The sequence below is a fragment of the Actinophytocola sp. genome, from assembly GCF_045807065.1.
Taxonomy (GTDB): domain Bacteria; phylum Actinomycetota; class Actinomycetes; order Mycobacteriales; family Pseudonocardiaceae; genus Actinophytocola.
The window spans coordinates 1-14523 of sequence record NZ_JBJMIE010000676.1; the positions used below are offsets into that span (position 1 = coordinate 1).

At 66.9% G+C, this 14523-nt stretch carries 14 protein-coding genes; 3 read left to right on the forward strand and 11 right to left on the reverse strand.

Annotated elements, in window-relative coordinates; all coding sequences use genetic code 11:
* On the forward strand, window positions 1-1535 hold a 1535-nt coding region (locus ACJ73U_RS39740), incomplete at its 5' end, for a hypothetical protein (RefSeq protein WP_407782946.1).
* A gap of 264 nt (window positions 1536-1799) precedes the next feature.
* On the opposite strand, the gene ACJ73U_RS39745 is transcribed toward ACJ73U_RS39740, so the two are convergent.
* From ACJ73U_RS39745 to ACJ73U_RS39780, 8 genes are all read right to left on the reverse strand, one after another.
* Window positions 1800-2432, reverse strand: a complete 633-nt coding sequence (locus ACJ73U_RS39745; RefSeq protein ID WP_407782947.1) for a hypothetical protein — start codon at window positions 2430-2432, stop codon at window positions 1800-1802.
* A 735-nt stretch (window positions 2433-3167) separates the two neighbouring features.
* Window positions 3168-3491, reverse strand: coding sequence for a hypothetical protein (locus tag ACJ73U_RS39750; protein WP_407782948.1), 324 nt, complete (start codon window positions 3489-3491; stop codon window positions 3168-3170).
* A gap of 191 nt (window positions 3492-3682) precedes the next feature.
* Window positions 3683-4300 (reverse strand): hypothetical protein, encoded by a 618-nt coding sequence (locus tag ACJ73U_RS39755; RefSeq protein WP_407782949.1) that lies wholly within the window; start codon window positions 4298-4300, stop codon window positions 3683-3685.
* Entirely contained in the window at window positions 4297-4635 is a 339-nt protein-coding gene (locus ACJ73U_RS39760) for a PadR family transcriptional regulator (RefSeq protein ID WP_407782950.1), read from the reverse strand. Before ACJ73U_RS39760 ends, ACJ73U_RS39755 begins: the two co-directional genes overlap by 4 nt.
* 77 nt (window positions 4636-4712) lie before the next feature.
* Window positions 4713-5615, reverse strand: a complete 903-nt coding sequence (locus ACJ73U_RS39765; RefSeq protein WP_407782951.1) for a hypothetical protein — start codon at window positions 5613-5615, stop codon at window positions 4713-4715.
* Between the two features lie 67 nt (window positions 5616-5682).
* Window positions 5683-6297, reverse strand: a complete 615-nt coding sequence (locus tag ACJ73U_RS39770; RefSeq protein WP_407782952.1) for a DUF6262 family protein — start codon at window positions 6295-6297, stop codon at window positions 5683-5685.
* Between the two features lie 197 nt (window positions 6298-6494).
* Complete coding sequence (locus tag ACJ73U_RS39775; RefSeq protein WP_407782953.1) at window positions 6495-8903, reverse strand: tyrosine-type recombinase/integrase; 2409 nt, start codon at window positions 8901-8903, stop codon at window positions 6495-6497.
* Window positions 8900-10513 (reverse strand): tyrosine-type recombinase/integrase, encoded by a 1614-nt coding sequence (locus ACJ73U_RS39780; protein ID WP_407782954.1) that lies wholly within the window; start codon window positions 10511-10513, stop codon window positions 8900-8902. The genes ACJ73U_RS39775 and ACJ73U_RS39780 overlap by 4 nt, the downstream gene beginning before the upstream one ends.
* 504 nt (window positions 10514-11017) lie before the next feature.
* Here ACJ73U_RS39780 and ACJ73U_RS39785 point away from each other — a divergent pair.
* Window positions 11018-11581 carry a hypothetical protein gene (locus ACJ73U_RS39785; RefSeq protein ID WP_407782955.1) on the forward strand — a complete coding sequence of 188 codons (564 nt, stop codon included), beginning with the start codon at window positions 11018-11020 and terminating at the stop codon, window positions 11579-11581.
* A gap of 126 nt (window positions 11582-11707) precedes the next feature.
* Here ACJ73U_RS39785 and ACJ73U_RS39790 read toward each other — a convergent pair whose 3' ends face one another.
* The 3 genes from ACJ73U_RS39790 to ACJ73U_RS39800 all read right to left on the reverse strand — a co-directional run bounded on the left by ACJ73U_RS39790 (window position 11708) and on the right by ACJ73U_RS39800 (window position 13854).
* Window positions 11708-12052 carry a hypothetical protein gene (locus ACJ73U_RS39790; protein WP_407782956.1) on the reverse strand — a complete coding sequence of 115 codons (345 nt, stop codon included), beginning with the start codon at window positions 12050-12052 and terminating at the stop codon, window positions 11708-11710.
* A 119-nt stretch (window positions 12053-12171) separates the two neighbouring features.
* Window positions 12172-12810 (reverse strand): hypothetical protein, encoded by a 639-nt coding sequence (locus ACJ73U_RS39795; RefSeq protein WP_407782957.1) that lies wholly within the window; start codon window positions 12808-12810, stop codon window positions 12172-12174.
* A gap of 303 nt (window positions 12811-13113) precedes the next feature.
* A complete protein-coding gene (locus ACJ73U_RS39800) occupies window positions 13114-13854 on the reverse strand; it encodes a hypothetical protein (RefSeq protein WP_407782958.1) in 741 nt (246 codons plus the stop codon).
* Between the two features lie 240 nt (window positions 13855-14094).
* On the opposite strand from ACJ73U_RS39800, the gene ACJ73U_RS39805 reads away from it, so the two are divergent.
* Window positions 14095-14298 carry a hypothetical protein gene (locus ACJ73U_RS39805; RefSeq protein WP_407782959.1) on the forward strand — a complete coding sequence of 68 codons (204 nt, stop codon included), beginning with the start codon at window positions 14095-14097 and terminating at the stop codon, window positions 14296-14298.
* Window positions 14299-14523: the final 225 nt, after the last annotated feature.

Sequence of the window (14523 nt, forward strand, 5' to 3'; positions counted from 1 at the left end):
CGGCGCTCGAAGCCTTGCCCCTCACGACATCGGAGTATCAACTTTTACTGCTTAACAAGGCTTTCTCGTCCGGTAGTCCTATGTTGCGCGAGGAGGCCTACCGTCAGCTGGGCGGTCTGCCGATGGTGCCGGACGATCTCGGGCGATACGTGCGACGAGGCCTCGTGACCCAGTGGCTGACCGGGGCACTGCGCCGCCCGCGACTGGAAACGGTGCGCGCCTGGGTGCGCCGCGCGGATCCGGTCGGGAAACTCGCGCGTACGCTGCGTCTGCAGCTGGCGATCCCTTACGTCGACGCGGTGCTCGCCCTGGGCGTCGCCGGGCTGACCATCTGGACGCTGGGTGCAGCAATTCCCGGCGTGTGGGCGGAACTAGCCCTGGCGGTCAGTTACGTCGCCATCTCCCATCTATCTCTGCTGATGATCTCCACGCATCCGCGTTACTCGTGGAGTCCGCGAGTTCGGCTGTTGGTGCCGATCCAGGTGGTGCGCAACGCGGTGACGGCCGTCTTCCGGCGGCAAACCGGACACTCCTACCGGGTGCTGGGACTGCTCGTGCGAGTGTCGCTGCTGGTTCCCTTGGCTATGCCCGGCGTCCGGGATTCCCGTGCCCTTGCAGCACTCGCCGTCTCGGCATTCCTGCTGATGTGGCCGCTGTCGGCGTTGCGCATTGTGGTGAACGACCGCATGCCACATATCGCGTTGTTGCCGTTGCTGCCCGCCGTCAACGCACAACGCCGCCTCATGCGTGCAGGCGCGGCTTCCGGACGGGCAGTCGCCGCGACGGGCAGAGGCCTCTACCGCCACCGGCGCGGAATCTGGGAAGGACTGAAGGGCCTCGGCTTCGTCGTGCTGTTTCTAGGTGGGATAGCGGCGCTCGGCCTCGGGCTGACGCTCCTCAGCAACTGGATCACAGGTTCCGACGGTTCTTCGGATGCGACACCCACCACCACGACCCCCACCACCACGACCTCCAGTTCCAAACAGCAGACGTCGTCGTCGACCAGTGACGTCGACTGGCCGCTCATCTGGACGATCGCAGGCGGCGTAGTCGCCGCCGTGGTGCTGGCGCTGGTGGCGCGGCACCTCGTGATCGTTATCCGCGACACGCGGGTGGCCCACGCGGTCGGACGCGCACTCCCCAGAGCTGAGGGCGAGGTCGAGGTCGCGCACATCATCAAGGTTATCGAATCTGCTCGTAGCGATCGCGTGTTGCTGAACTGCATCGCAGAGCTGAAGCGCCGGGGCATGCTGCAGCGGGCCGAGCGCGTTGTCACCTTTCTGAGCGATCTTGCGGCGACCAGCGAGCGGTCTCGCACCGAAGCTGATCGGACCACGCCGCACAGAGGCACAGCTGCTAAGCCGCGCGTGCTACCGGCGCCGAACTGCGGTCAGGATTTCCGCGACTGGTTCACCAAGGGCTCACTCGGCACCAACTCGACCGCTGCCCGTCGTGCGCGTATCGTTCGATCGTTGAGTGAAGAAGCGATCGATGAGATCGCTCGGGTGGCGCGGTTGCGGCCGGCTTCAAAATGACAGGTGTCAGCGGTGCACGTGTCACGCACCTGCAGTTCCATAGCCCGTACCGGTTGCCCGGTGGGACTGTAAACGTCGAAAATTACAAGACCCCGCCCCTCTTCCAGGCCCAGCGTGAGTGGACAGCGGCGATGAGACTGGCCCGGTTGGTCACGCCGAGCTTGGCGTAGATGTTCTCGAGGTGCTTGCCGGTGATGCGTGGGCTGATGGTCAGGCGTGGGCGATCTCGCGGTCGGTCAGGCCGGCGGCGAGGTGCTTGACCACTCACGTTCCCCGGGGTGAGATTGGCCAGCAGTGGCTGTGCCAGGGTCCAGGTGCTCGTCGTGCCGGCGCAGTGTCGGCACTACTGCGGTAGGCCGGCAAGGCGGTAGCGGTGCCGTTCGGCTTCGGAGATTTGGTGCGAAAGCAGGTCGAGCACCGCCCGGTCACGGTCGCGCACCCCACGCGCCGGTCCCGGTGAAACACCAGGGCCGACACGTGGGGCCGGTCCTCGCGCACCACGCCGATGAACTGTTCCACGATGCCCACCGGCTCGTGGAACTCGCGATACAGCCGGAGCCCGGTGAGTTGGCGGGTGTTCGCTACGTCGCTCAGGGCGACCGAGGAGTGCGGCACGATCCGCCCTGCCCGGTAGGCGCGGAACAGCGGGTGTTCACCGACGACTCGGGAGAACGCCGGGCTGCGGCCGGCGTCGACGTCGGCCGGCTCGTCTCCGACGACCGTCACCCGAGGCGTTGCCGCGTCGAGCCGGATGTAGACCGCGGACTCACAGCCGACCGGGGCGGCAACCGCGGCGAACACCGGCTGGGGCAGCGTGGTCGCGGTGTCGTTGTCGTGGATGGCGTGGAGGAGGTCGAGCACCTGCCGCAAGTCCTTGGCCGCCAGGGTTCTGTCCATGCAAGAGAAGAGTGGTCGACGCGCCATGGAGATACGGACAACTACGTATGGACCGCCCACCGTGGCGGGCCACCGGGGGGTTCCTGGCAGAAGTGCGATCCCGGTGGGCCAGGCGCACCGGCGGCAAAGTACTTCGCCCACGTAACGGCAGACGGTCACTCGCGTTTGGCTCAGGCGTGCCGAGGTGCGTCATACCATCACTGATTGAGTTGTAGTGGTCACCGTAGGTAGAACTCGGCGACGGTGTCCTCCACACGCCGGGGTTCGCCATCGCCGCGCGCACCGTCTCGAACCAGACGCTTGTGCGGATCTGCAACCCCACCGATCCGGGCTCTGAGCAGGACAAGCCCTTCGTCCAGCAGGACAGGGCCTTCGACATCGCCATCTTCTGCTGACCACACATCAGCGCGGCCGACGGTGTTCGGGCGCGGCTTGAGCGCCCAGCATGGCCTGCCCTGGAAAGGGAAGTTTGATGCATCGACGAGTGAGAACTCCTCATGTTCTGATAGCCGGAATTACCGACATTTGCCGCGGCGGTCGTCGCCGCGTACTCGTCACCGACGATGGCGGTGATCACCAACAGTTCGTCGAGCGGGAAGTCGCGTGTGGAGGGATCGTTGCACCAGAGATGGAGCAGTGTCTGGGAGTCCAGGCCCAGGCCGTTGCAGAACACCACCGTTGCGGGCTTGCGGCCCGTGAGGTCGGGACGTTCGTAGACGTGGCGGCGGCGCAGGGTCATCGCACATCTCCCGCACTCAGCGCCGCGCGCGACGAACGGGCGGCCGAAGCGAGTGGGAGGTCGAGCAGGCCCTGCAGTGGCGCCGCAGTGACCTCGTCGGGTGTGGTGGAGAGTTGCTTGAGTGCCCAGGGCAGGTGCGTGTCGCGGAACTTGTCGAAGGCGCTCCCGTCGATGCTGTCGACGAATCCCAGTCCGAGCATGTGGTCGATCCGGTCGGGGGTGTTGACCCGGCCGGCGTGGATCCACAGGCCACGCCGCTTGCCTTCGCGACAAATCGCGGCCATCTGGTCGGAGAGCTTGAAGTCCGTGCTGCCGGCCATTTAACCGACCAGAACGTTCCGTAGACCGGCGTCTAGCTGGGGTTCTGCGTCTCACGCAGGTGTGCGACGTGACTTTCGGTACGGATGGTTGGCCAGTCAGGCTCGCCCGGATTCAACGCACAGATCGGCGCGGACCCTGATCCAGGTCCGCGCCGATCTGAGTGCGCTTGGATGGGCTGGCTCTGACTGAGCTAGGTGGACGCCTTCCGCCGTGCCCGTATCGGTTGGGGATGTTGCTCACTGGTCGAAATCGGCGCTGCGATGAGGAGGATCTGTGGGCATATGAGCCACAGAAGTGTCGTGCCTGCTATCAGGGGGTTGGTCGTCGTGTCCGACATGAAAGCCGGAACGGTGCCGCCGTGTGCTGTGATGGCGGCAGCGCCGAGCAGGAAGCTCACCGTCACCAGGGTGCACACGGCTACGAAGCTCGCGACGTATATGCAGAACTTCATCCGCAGGCTCGCGCCGGCGAAGGCTTGTCGCCCTCGAGCCCAGAGTGTCGGAATTCCCGCCTCACGAGCAATCTTGCGGGCAGACCACAGCAACCCAGTCGCGAAGCACAGTCCCCTCCGCAGCCTGGTGAGCGGGCGTTCTTTCAGCTCAGCGATGATGTGGTTCAGCTCGGGCTTCCACTCTTGGTCGTGCTTCTGCTCCCGTAGCTCAACGGGAAGCCTCCATCGAGCCAGGCGCAGGATGGCGAAGCTGATCTGATCCAGCCACCCCTCCACCTCTTTGCTCAGGACGCTCCCGACCGCGTTGCCGAGGACGAAGAGCAGCAGGCTGCCGAGCGCGGTGAGGAAGGTTTTCATGCGAAACCCCCTTCCCCGGTGGGCTGAGGCAGAAGGGTCGACGGTAGACGCAGCTTCGCGCTGAGAACGGCCAGCTCTCTGGTCGCTTCAACCACTCCGTGACCGGTGAGCAGGTAGTACTTCCGTGGCGGACGAGCCTTGTGTGCGGGGTCGACCTCCTCGACCTTGCCCACGATCCAGCCTGCCCGCTCAAGCCGGGCGAGGATTGGATAGAGCGACCCACTCGCCAACCCGCAACGCCGCATGAGGTCAAAGCCATACTGAGGCTGGTCGACGTCCTCCAGAAACTCCCCGAGCACGCTGGCGACCGTGGTGGTCACCTGAAAGTCGGCCATGTAGAGATTCTACATAGGGTTTGACGTGGGAATCAACCGGTCAACGTCCGGCCTGCTCCGCCGAGAGGCTTCGGTTGTCAGCTCTCGTGTGAGTCCTGGCCTGCTCGAAGCTGAGCAGCGTCGGTCCGAAGTTCGGCCGCCCGGACGCTGATTTGTTCGCGACGCTGGTCGGTGTCGGTGCGTCCCCAGTAGGTCCGGATTGATTCCGAGCTTGTGAGGAGTAGGTCGCTGACATCCGCGGCGGCGTCGACGTGATCAGCGAGACGTGAGCTCGTCCCCATGTAATGGCCGCCCCCGTTCTCGTCCGGGCGGAGGTAGGTGCCGGGCGTGAGCACCCAGGGTGCATGGTGGGCTGCACCGCTCCATCGGCTGTAGAGGTGTTTGCCGTGATCGCCGAAGGCGGCACTGATGACCTCGGTGTGCTGGAAGCGCCTCTCGACTACGAATTGTCCCTGCACAGTTGTGACGGGGAATCCGGCTTCCTCGATGATCTGCTTCCAGTAGTCGGGTGTAGCAGTCGGTTCGTGGGTGTTGCCGGTGGCATCGGCCCACCTGGTGCCGTGATGTGCTGACCAGAGGATCAGTCGGGCTGATCGTCGCGCGCGTTCGTCGTGATCGACCGTGCCGTCGAGCAACCACGTGATCAACGCAGTTCCCTCAAGGATTGAACGAGCCAGAGTAAACGCTGACGATCCCGGCCATGGCGACGCTTCCGGATCCGCCTGGCGAATTGCAGGGGTTGGATAGGCGCTCGTCAGACTGCGGAGGTGGTCTCGGACAGCCAAGCCAGTTTCCATGACAGAAAACTCGATGCCCTTAAGCAGCACCTCGAACGTGGTGACGGTCGTGTCCGGCAGATCGTCGCGGAGCCACTGAGCCGCAGGAGAGTTCTCAACGATCGACTTGTCCGACATCCAGGTGCGCCAGGCATCAGACAGGCCGGAGTAGATGCCATGCAGCTCTTCTGCTGCGTCAATCATTGGTTCCTCCGAAGTCCCGAAGGGGGCTTGACCCCCGTCGGAACGCGCGCGCTGTGTGGGATCGATCCTATGGTCGTGGTTCAGCAACTGGTTCGAGTGATCGAAGATGTCGTGTGGTCTGAGGGTCGAGGATCTCAGCCTGTAGCTCGGAGAGTTCGCGTTCCAGGGACCGGTTGTTGCTGCGGGATGCGGTCAGCCGATCGGTCAGGTTCTTGACCTCGGCAGCCAGGGTGCGGTTGTGTTGTTTGAGAGTGGTGTTCTCGGTGGCGAGTCGTTGGACGGCGTCCTGAGGCAGGTCGAGTTCGAGGTCGCGGATGCGGCCGAGGAGCTCGGCGATGCGGACGCGCTGGCTGCGAATCTCGCCGTGCGCCGTCTTGAGGGCCTCTTCGGCGTTGAGCGCGCGTTCGCGCCAGGCCAACTCGGCGGCCTGGTCCGCAGCGTGAACGGCGTGCTGCCGCTGCGCGCCAGCGTTGGTGAGGGCGTCGGTGACCAGGGCGCGGGCCTGGGCGTTCTGGTAGAGGAACGCGCGGGAGACGTCCGCGCGCCGGCTGATCGCCTGGACGGTGACCGGCGCATGATCACGGGTCATCTGCGTGATCGTGGCGCGGACACGATCCAGCATCGCGTCGACTTTGCGACGTCGGGCGGCGAGCGCGGCCTGAGTCTGCGGTGCGGTCGTCATGACACGTCCAAATCGGCGGTCGACTCGCCAGGCTCGGTGTCGTCCGTGGCGTCGTTGGCGGCGTACTTGAGGTCGGTGGTGAGGAAGCCGACGTTCCAGACGCGGTGGAAGTAGTCCTGCGGGCGCCGCAGGTCCAGGGCGAGGGCGTCGTCGAGGAGGCCGAGCGCGGCCAGGGCCTTCTCCAGGCCGGCGATGGCCTATGCGGTGGGTTCGAACACCTTGTGCAGGTAGTCGGCGGTGGCGTCGTCGGGTGCACGTTCTGCGATGGAGTGCCACTGTTCCTGCTTGCGGCGCCAGTAGAGCAGGTCGGCGCCGGACATGACGAACCGGTCGCAGTTCTCGCAGTCCAGCTTGTAGGGGCAGGCGCCGCCGTCGACGACGGGTTGGAAGGTGCAGAACCCGCCCTCGGCCGGGGTGCTGCTGCGGCTGAGGTTCAACGCCATCGCGAGTGCTTTGTGCCGGTCCAGTGGGGCGGTGATGTCGGTGGAGAGCAGTTGGCCGGGGTTCGGGGTGCCGGGGCCGGCGACCCAGACGACCTGGAGGATGTCGTCGAGTTCGGAGCCGGCGACCTTGGTGTAGTGCTCGGCCATCCGCTCGGACACCTGGCCGAGGTACTGGCGGATGTGGCTGAGCGTGGCGCCGTGCTTGAGCAGCTTGGTGGCCAGGGTGTGCCGGGCCTGGTGCGCGACGCAGTGCCCAAGGTCCAGACTGGCCACCCAGTCCCGGAAGGGTTGGTTGAAGGCGGAGTAGGCGATCGCGCGGGCTTCGCCGCGATTGCGGGTGCGGGAGGGAAACAACGCCATCGTCACGCGTTCCTGTGGTGTGGGCTGGCGGGCATTGCGGTGTTCAAAATGGACCAACGTCTTGCGGCGGCGTGCGTCCAGGACGTCGTAGATCCGTTGCGGTATACGGATGCCGGCGTTGTAGTTGCCGACCTTGGTCTGGTCGTGCCAGAGCATCGGCAGGCCGTTGTAGTGACCGATGCAGTCCAAGCGCAGGTTGAGCACCTCCGAGCAGCGCCGCCCGGTCGCGGCGATGGTCTCCCAGACGTCGCGGTAACCGCGGTCATAGGGGTCGAACTCGGGGCTGCCCAGCCGGGCGAGGTTGGTCTCGTCGACCAGGGCACGGGCGACTTCGTCGGTGAACGGGTTGCGGGAGATCTTCTTGTTGTCCCCGCCGTTGGGCAGCGCGGCGATGAACTTCGGGTCCAGTCCGAGCTGGTTGGTCTCGCCGGACTCGAGCGCGTCGATCAGCAGCCGGCGAGCGTAGTTGAAGATGTCGCGGCGGGTGTGCTCGGTGAGGATCGAGGGCTCCCGGTCGGCGCGGCGCCAGCCCAACTGCGGGAGCCCTTCGCGTTCCCGGTGCCGGACATCGGCGACGAAGCGCTGCATGTGCTCGGCGTGCAGCAGCCGCGGGTCCTCACCGCCGGCGGGCGCGTCGAGCACCAGGAACGCACTCAGCGCCTGCGCGCCGTGTCGCAGCCCGTCGAACGGCTTGCGCGAACGCGGGCACTGCGCCGATCGTAGCCGCGCGGCCAGGTGGTCCCAGAGCAGGTCCCGCAACCAGCGGACCTCGACACCGGTGAGATCGAAGTAGCTAGAAGTCACGGACAGCCGGCGACCGAAGTGCTCGGTCTCGATGAACCCGGCCTCCTTCGAGTCCGCCGGGCTGAAGTAGACCAACCGCAGCTCGTTGCGGATCTCCACCGTCATCATCCGGTCGGTGTGCGAGCAGCCGTCGACATCAACCGCGTCCAGGCAGGCCAGGTCCCGCACCCGGCAGTAATGCACGAACGCCGTGATCCAGCCCAGCGCCCAGTGCGCGGACGCCTTCCGCAGGGCGTGCCGGTGCAAGCCCCACTGCAGCTCCGCCATCAGCAGCGGCCGCAGGCCCAGCAGGCTGACCTCGCCGCCATGCCGGACCGTCCGCGCGATCCGACACCACGCCCGCAACGCCGCCGGATCGTCGACCCCCACCGGAACGGGCAGACCCTGGTCCTCGAACCGGCGCACCCAGTTGACCGGCAGCCGCGCGCCGCCCGGCCGACCGGCGTCGTGGTAGTTCTCACGGTGCGGGCCGCAGAACCCGAGCGGGCTCTCGGCCAGGTTGACGCAGACCACCACCTGGCAACGCTCGTAGCCCGGGTAGGGCCGCTGCTCAGCCAGCCAGTCCTCAAAGGACCCTTCGAGCCGGTCGCGGTGATAGTCCCAGTTCCCGTCGTGCCGACGACACAACGTGGTGCTCCGGCTCAGGACCGGGCGGCCAGGGCAGATCTGGCACTCCTGCAGCGGTGTGCGCGTACCTTTGAGAGCAACGGCGCCGCTGTTGAACTCCGCGCGGGTCGAGCCGGCCGCGCGTGCCGTCAGCCACTGCTCGTAGTGCGTCTTACACATCCTGGCGCCCTCAATCCAGACGCGGGGACACCCGCACTTGGGGATGGTGCAGCCCCAGCCATAGACCGGATCATCGGCCGGGAACTCGATCACCTCCTGCCGATAAAGCTCGTCCACGCCCGGCCCGTGCAACAGCGCGGTCAGCAACTCCAGTCGGTCACGGGTGACCCGGCTCGGCTGCTCCAGCGGAACCAACTCCAGCTGAACGCTCACTGCTCACCTGCCCAGACCCGGTTGAGCGCGGCGGCGAACTTCGGGTCGTGCACGTCGGCGTGGCCGTAGATCTCATCGACCGTCGTAGCCGAGGCCCAGCCACCGGCGTCCCGGGCGTAGACGAGGTTGCCGCCCGAGGCGTCCAGCACCCCGGTGGCGAAGCTGTGCCGGAACTGGTGCGGCAGCACCTTCCCCAGCTCCAGCTCCCGGCCGGCGCGCTGCAACATCCGCCGTACCCCGACCGTGGCCAGCGGCTGCCCGGCGCGGGCGCCGTGCAACTGGACCAGCACCATGCCGTGCCCGGCATCGCGGGGATACTCGCTGGTCATGTAGTCGAAGTAGGTCGAGATCATCGCCGGACTCACCCGGCGCACCATGCCACCGCAGATCACCCCGTCAACCACACGCCACGGATGCTTGGTCTTGACCCGGCTCCGGTTCACGTTGCCCTCGCGATGGCAGATGTGCACGTGCGGTGCCCGACACTCACCGCAGGCCGCTGCCTCCCGCAGGTGCAGGTCGGCCAGGTGCAAGCCACACAACTCACCAACCCGGAAGCCGCCGTCGGCCAGCCAAGTGACAATCATGCGATCCCGCGCCGCCGCCCGACCGTCGACCAGCCGTCCACGGGCACCCTCCGGCGCCATCTTCGGGTGCCGGCGACGGACGACCTTCCCAGGCGTCAAGGGGTTCGCGGGCATCTCCCGCAGCGTGTGCCCGAGAAACACCCGCCGCCGGTCAGCCTTGGTCGGCAACCGGGACTGATCCAGGTGCTCGGCCAGCTCGCGGTTGACGCCCTGCGACCCCTGAAAGGCGTACAGGCCCTTCAAGCACGCGGCCATCACCTCCAGCCCACTCTGCCCAAGCGGACGCTTCCCCACCCGCCACGGCGCGCCGTAAGGCCCCCGGTGCTCGGCCCCGACCAAGCCCATGTACCGCTGCAGATCCCGCAACGTCGTCGTCGCCAACGTCAGGCCCTCCGTGGGCAACCACCGCAAATGATCAACAAGCATGTACGCATATGTTCGCGCCGTGCCCGGCTCACAACCACGGAGGAATCCATCGACGAGCGGCAGTACGGCCACGTCCGCCCCGACGATCGTGTACGCGCGGCGACCGCCACCACGCACAACCTCCTGAACCCGGACATCTCCGATCACCAACCGCACGACCACACGACCCCTGTCGACGACACCAGCAACATCACAAACAGAGTCGGTTACGAAGCACGCCACCTGAAGATCACGATCGGCTGACACACACCACGAACAGCAGAAAGACCGGTCGGTTAACGCCATGAACAAGCACCGCAGGCCGGGCCAATTCCACGGGATTCCGGTCACGGTGGCGCCGTCCTGCACGCACAGCGCAAGGGGCAGGTTCGCCAGCAGCGGCGCCCATTCCGACCACCGGCGCGCGGTCGCCGCCGCGTCGAACGGCACGTCGGGCACACAGACGAACAACAGATTCCGGTGCCAGGCCGGCGGCGCCTTCAATACCCGTGGCGGCCACCCGGCGGGACGGTCCAGCCCGATCGGCGCGAGCGCGGCGATCCGCTCCGTGTGGGTGAGAACCCGACCCCAGAGTTGCCGCTCGATCTGCCCGATCATCGCGACGAACCGGTCCAGGTTCCAGTCGCTGAACGCGTCGCAGTCGATCCCGACCTTGAACCCGGCGTCCAGTGTGGCGCGCAGCTTGCTGATGTGCCGGGGCCGGGCCAACCGACCGAGATGGGTGTCCCCGCCCGGGTACTGGATGCGGCACCGTTCGAGCGTGGGAAGCCCGCCACCGTTGAGGATCAGCACCGGGGTCACCTCCCCTCGGGGGCGTCGATCCCTCCGGGCGTCGCGCCGCCCGGTTGACCAACCGCGTCGACGACGTTCAGAACCCGGTGAGGAGGCGTTGCGGCAGCGCGCATGGCAGTACTGCAGAAGAAAGAAAAGGGGGATGTTTTGGGAGGTGTGGTGGACCGAGCGTCACCCCGACCAACATGTAAAAGTTTACAGCTAAAAAAGAGCAGGTCTGCGTTGTGAACGACCTCCGGTAGCGCGCGGAGATGTCGCTGAGCTGTTGGCTTTCCTGCGTGTCCTCAACCGCGGCTACGATCGAATGGCATGGGGGAGAACAAGACACGCGCTCGCGCGACCACGTCGTCGCGCGCTCGCATGAACAAGGGTGCGCTGAAGAGCGCCGAGGCGGTGCTGGCTCGGGTGGTGGTGCAGCCGCGCATGGACGCGCTCGCCGCGCTTGCGGACGCTGCCCAGGTCGGGGCCGATCCCGACGAGACGCGGCGCATCGCCCGCCGGCGGGCCGAGGAGCTCGCCGAACGAGCGCGGCAGCGTGGCCAGGAGGTGCTGCAAGCGGCGCGCCAGAAGTATCAGGAGTTGCAGCAGGAGGCCGCGCGTCAGGGCCGGGAACTGAAGGCGCAAGCGGAAGCCACTATCAAGACCAATCTTGAGCAGTGGCATGCCACCTACCGGGCTGCGCAGGCGGCGGGGTGGACCGCGGAAGAGTTGGAAGAGGTCGGCTTCCCGCCGCCCCCGCCTCGCCTTCCGCGACGGGCTGCTCGACGCAGGGCTCAGCCAGAACCCGACGTGCGATCTGGCCCACCAGCGGCCACAACGGACAGCAGCGAGGGGGCCGCGTTCGAGGACCAGTTGGCGAATGGGCCGGCCTAGCCCGCTCTCACTGGGGTCCTTGTCGGCTTTGTGTGCATGCATCCACCTCGCGCCCCGAGTAGCAACCGGGGCCAGGCCCGCAAGCGGCGAACCTGGCCCCGTTCAGGAGTTGGGTTGGGTGGACAGCTAGCGCTGTCCCAGTGACCGCCGCAGGGCGGTCTCGGTGCGAAACGCCCTGTGCAGGTCGACAAGATTGGCGGCGATCCGCTCGCTGGATGCCGGACCGGTGAACTTGACCTCGTCACAGATGTTCCAGAGTGCTTCGGCGATCCGCCGGCCCGTCGAGACACGGCACTGCTCGTGGTTGTGCCATCCCGGTATGGACGGGTTGCCGGTGCGACACGCTGAGAAGCCCAGCAGTATCCGGAGGTGTCGGCTGGCGAGGCCACCTCGGATGTTCTCGACGGAGTTGATCACGGCCGCAGCGGCTTGCGTGAAGTCCACAGTGGGGTCGGGGCCAGTGGTGGCCATGTGCGCGTTCCTTTCGGGTTGTTTTGGGAGAACAGCTGCGTCGGGCGTCACCCCAACATGTCAAAGTATACAGCCAATAAGGCGCATGTTGTTGGGAGGCAATGGTTTCGGCGTGGGTCCTATCGCACCATTCGACGAACGCTGGCGCGTCGAACGTGTCCGCGTCGGACCCCCGTCCGGGAGGACCCGCGACGCGCGTTCAGGTAGTGCGACGGCGGCGGCAGCGTTGCCTGCGGGTCCTGTCCGGACGGGACTTCATGCTGGGAGGCTCGGGTTGAGCGTTGCCGACCGGCTCCGCTGGTGAGATGCCACTCGCGCCACGCCTGGATGTCCGGCCATTGTTCCTCGCGCCACAAGGGAATGGTCCGCGTCTTCTGGATGATCTCCTTGTCCGGTAGGGGAAACGGTGTGGGCATCGGGATGCGGCGCCAGCGGCGAACGGTCGCTGGCGTCACATTCAGCTTCTCGGCCATGGTGGCTATCGACAGGTGCAGTCCGTCAGGCTGCTGGAGCAGGGTGGTGCGCGGGCCTCGACGTGATCCGCGGCGGCGTTCCTGCCAGGCGTCGATCTCTGGCCAGCGATCCTGCTGCCACAGCGGTATGGGGTGGTCTTCGTCCGGTGCGGGAAACGGCGTCGGCGAGCCAGAACCGTAGCGGCGGCGCCAGTTGGAGACGGCCGCGACGGTGACACCGAAGTGGGCGGCGATGTCCGAGCTGGTGAAGTATCTGGGTGGTGTGTGGTGTGGAGTGGTGTTCACGATGAGGGTGTTCCGTTCCGTGGTGTGGAGCCGTGTTCGACGTGGCGTGGTGAGATCGGTGGACGACGTGCTCGCGCCTGGGCTGGACACGGCACGCTGTCGGGTGAGGCGGGCATCGGAGTGCGGGTGCACTCACGGCGGGCCAAGGCGACGCGGCCGGACGCGTGCTGTGGTGCTGGACGCGGCGCTCGCGACGCCAGGCGAGATCAGTCGATATCCAGGCGGGATGTGTCCATCCCGGACTGTTCGCCGCGTACTCAGGGCTGACGTTCCCGCGGTGGTGCCGCCATCGACGGTCGTCCGCTAGTGGGCGGCTGCGCCCGACCGGGGCGTGGTGGGCAGGGTGAGCGAGTAGTACTCACCCCAGAGCGTGGTGGTGCCGGCCCACGCGGCGAGTTGGGCATCGGTGAACGGTTCCCAGCCCACGGCGCTGGCGTCGGCGTAGTCCAAACCGACGCTCAGGTGTTCCGCGACGCGATCGACGACGTCGGTGTCGATGATGTGCGTGCACTCTGTGTAGTCCTGGGTCCAGATCGCGTTGCCCGTGGCGTCGCGGACCTCCTCGACGAACGGATTGCCCTCCCCAACCAGCGCGCTGGCCAGGTCGGCCACGATCGCGGTCGCGGTCGGCAACACCGCGCGGAGTTCGGCGGTCGCGATGCGGAGTTCGAGGTCGGCGTGGCGCAACCCGGCCTGCCGAGCCTCCTCGCGTGCCTCCTGCGCGAGGACCTGCAGGGAGGCCACCTCGCGCCCGCCGAGAAAGGTGCCGACTTCGTCGTGGTCGGTGAGCCGGATCAGGGGACGCAGGTCGACGGTGACGTCCTGGGCCTGAGCGATCCACTCAGCCCGCCGCTGCACCGTGTCGAACCATTCGGTGGTCACCACACTGGTCCCGCTCCTGGCCCCGATCACCCGGACGCCGAACGGGCGGGTCGCCGCGGTGACGACGAGGTCGGGCCGCATGCCGGCCGAGAACCCCGCCGAGTGATCCTTCTGGGCGCCGGCGTGGTCAAGTCTCGTGCCGCCGATGGCGATGTCGTCCATGCGTGCTCCTTGCGTGCACTGGGGCGTTTTGGGAGGTGTTGGTCGGCGGTGTGTCAAGCCGCCGACCAACAGTCAAAAGTTTACAGCTGATAAGGCGCAGCTGCGCGGCGAACAGCTCGCCGCGTCCGTCGTGCCCGCCCAGCGGATCGTCGCCACGCGGGCCAGGAGAAGAATCCGGCGCACGAAACGGACCTGTTTCACTCGTGGCGCAGAAGTCGCGGGATCTCGGCAGCCGGCTGCGTGGGCATCGCGCTTGACGCCCTGTACACCGTCACGGTGCCGATGAACCAGGTCGACTCCGCTCTGGCCTACGTGCAGAACGGCGACCTGGAGAGCACCATCGGCGCGGTGCGGCCGCTGCCGGAACAGCGGGGCGCCGGACTCGCCCAGATGGTGCGGATCAACGCGGGTTACCTGTACGGCGAACTGGCGATCCTGACCTGAGCCGACAGCGTGGCGGCCGGCCGACGCGCGGTGGCCCCCACCGGTGGCGGCGATCGCGGCGCTGGCGGTGGCCGGCGTGGGTGTGTTGGCCGACGTCGTGGTCGGCTCGCTAGCAGCTCTCCCGGTACGGGAGATCGCCGACGTACCTGTCCCATTCCAGGTCGGACAGGCCCGTCTTCGCGATCTCGCAGGCCGTGCCGATCGTGTTGGTGGCGAGGGTCGGGA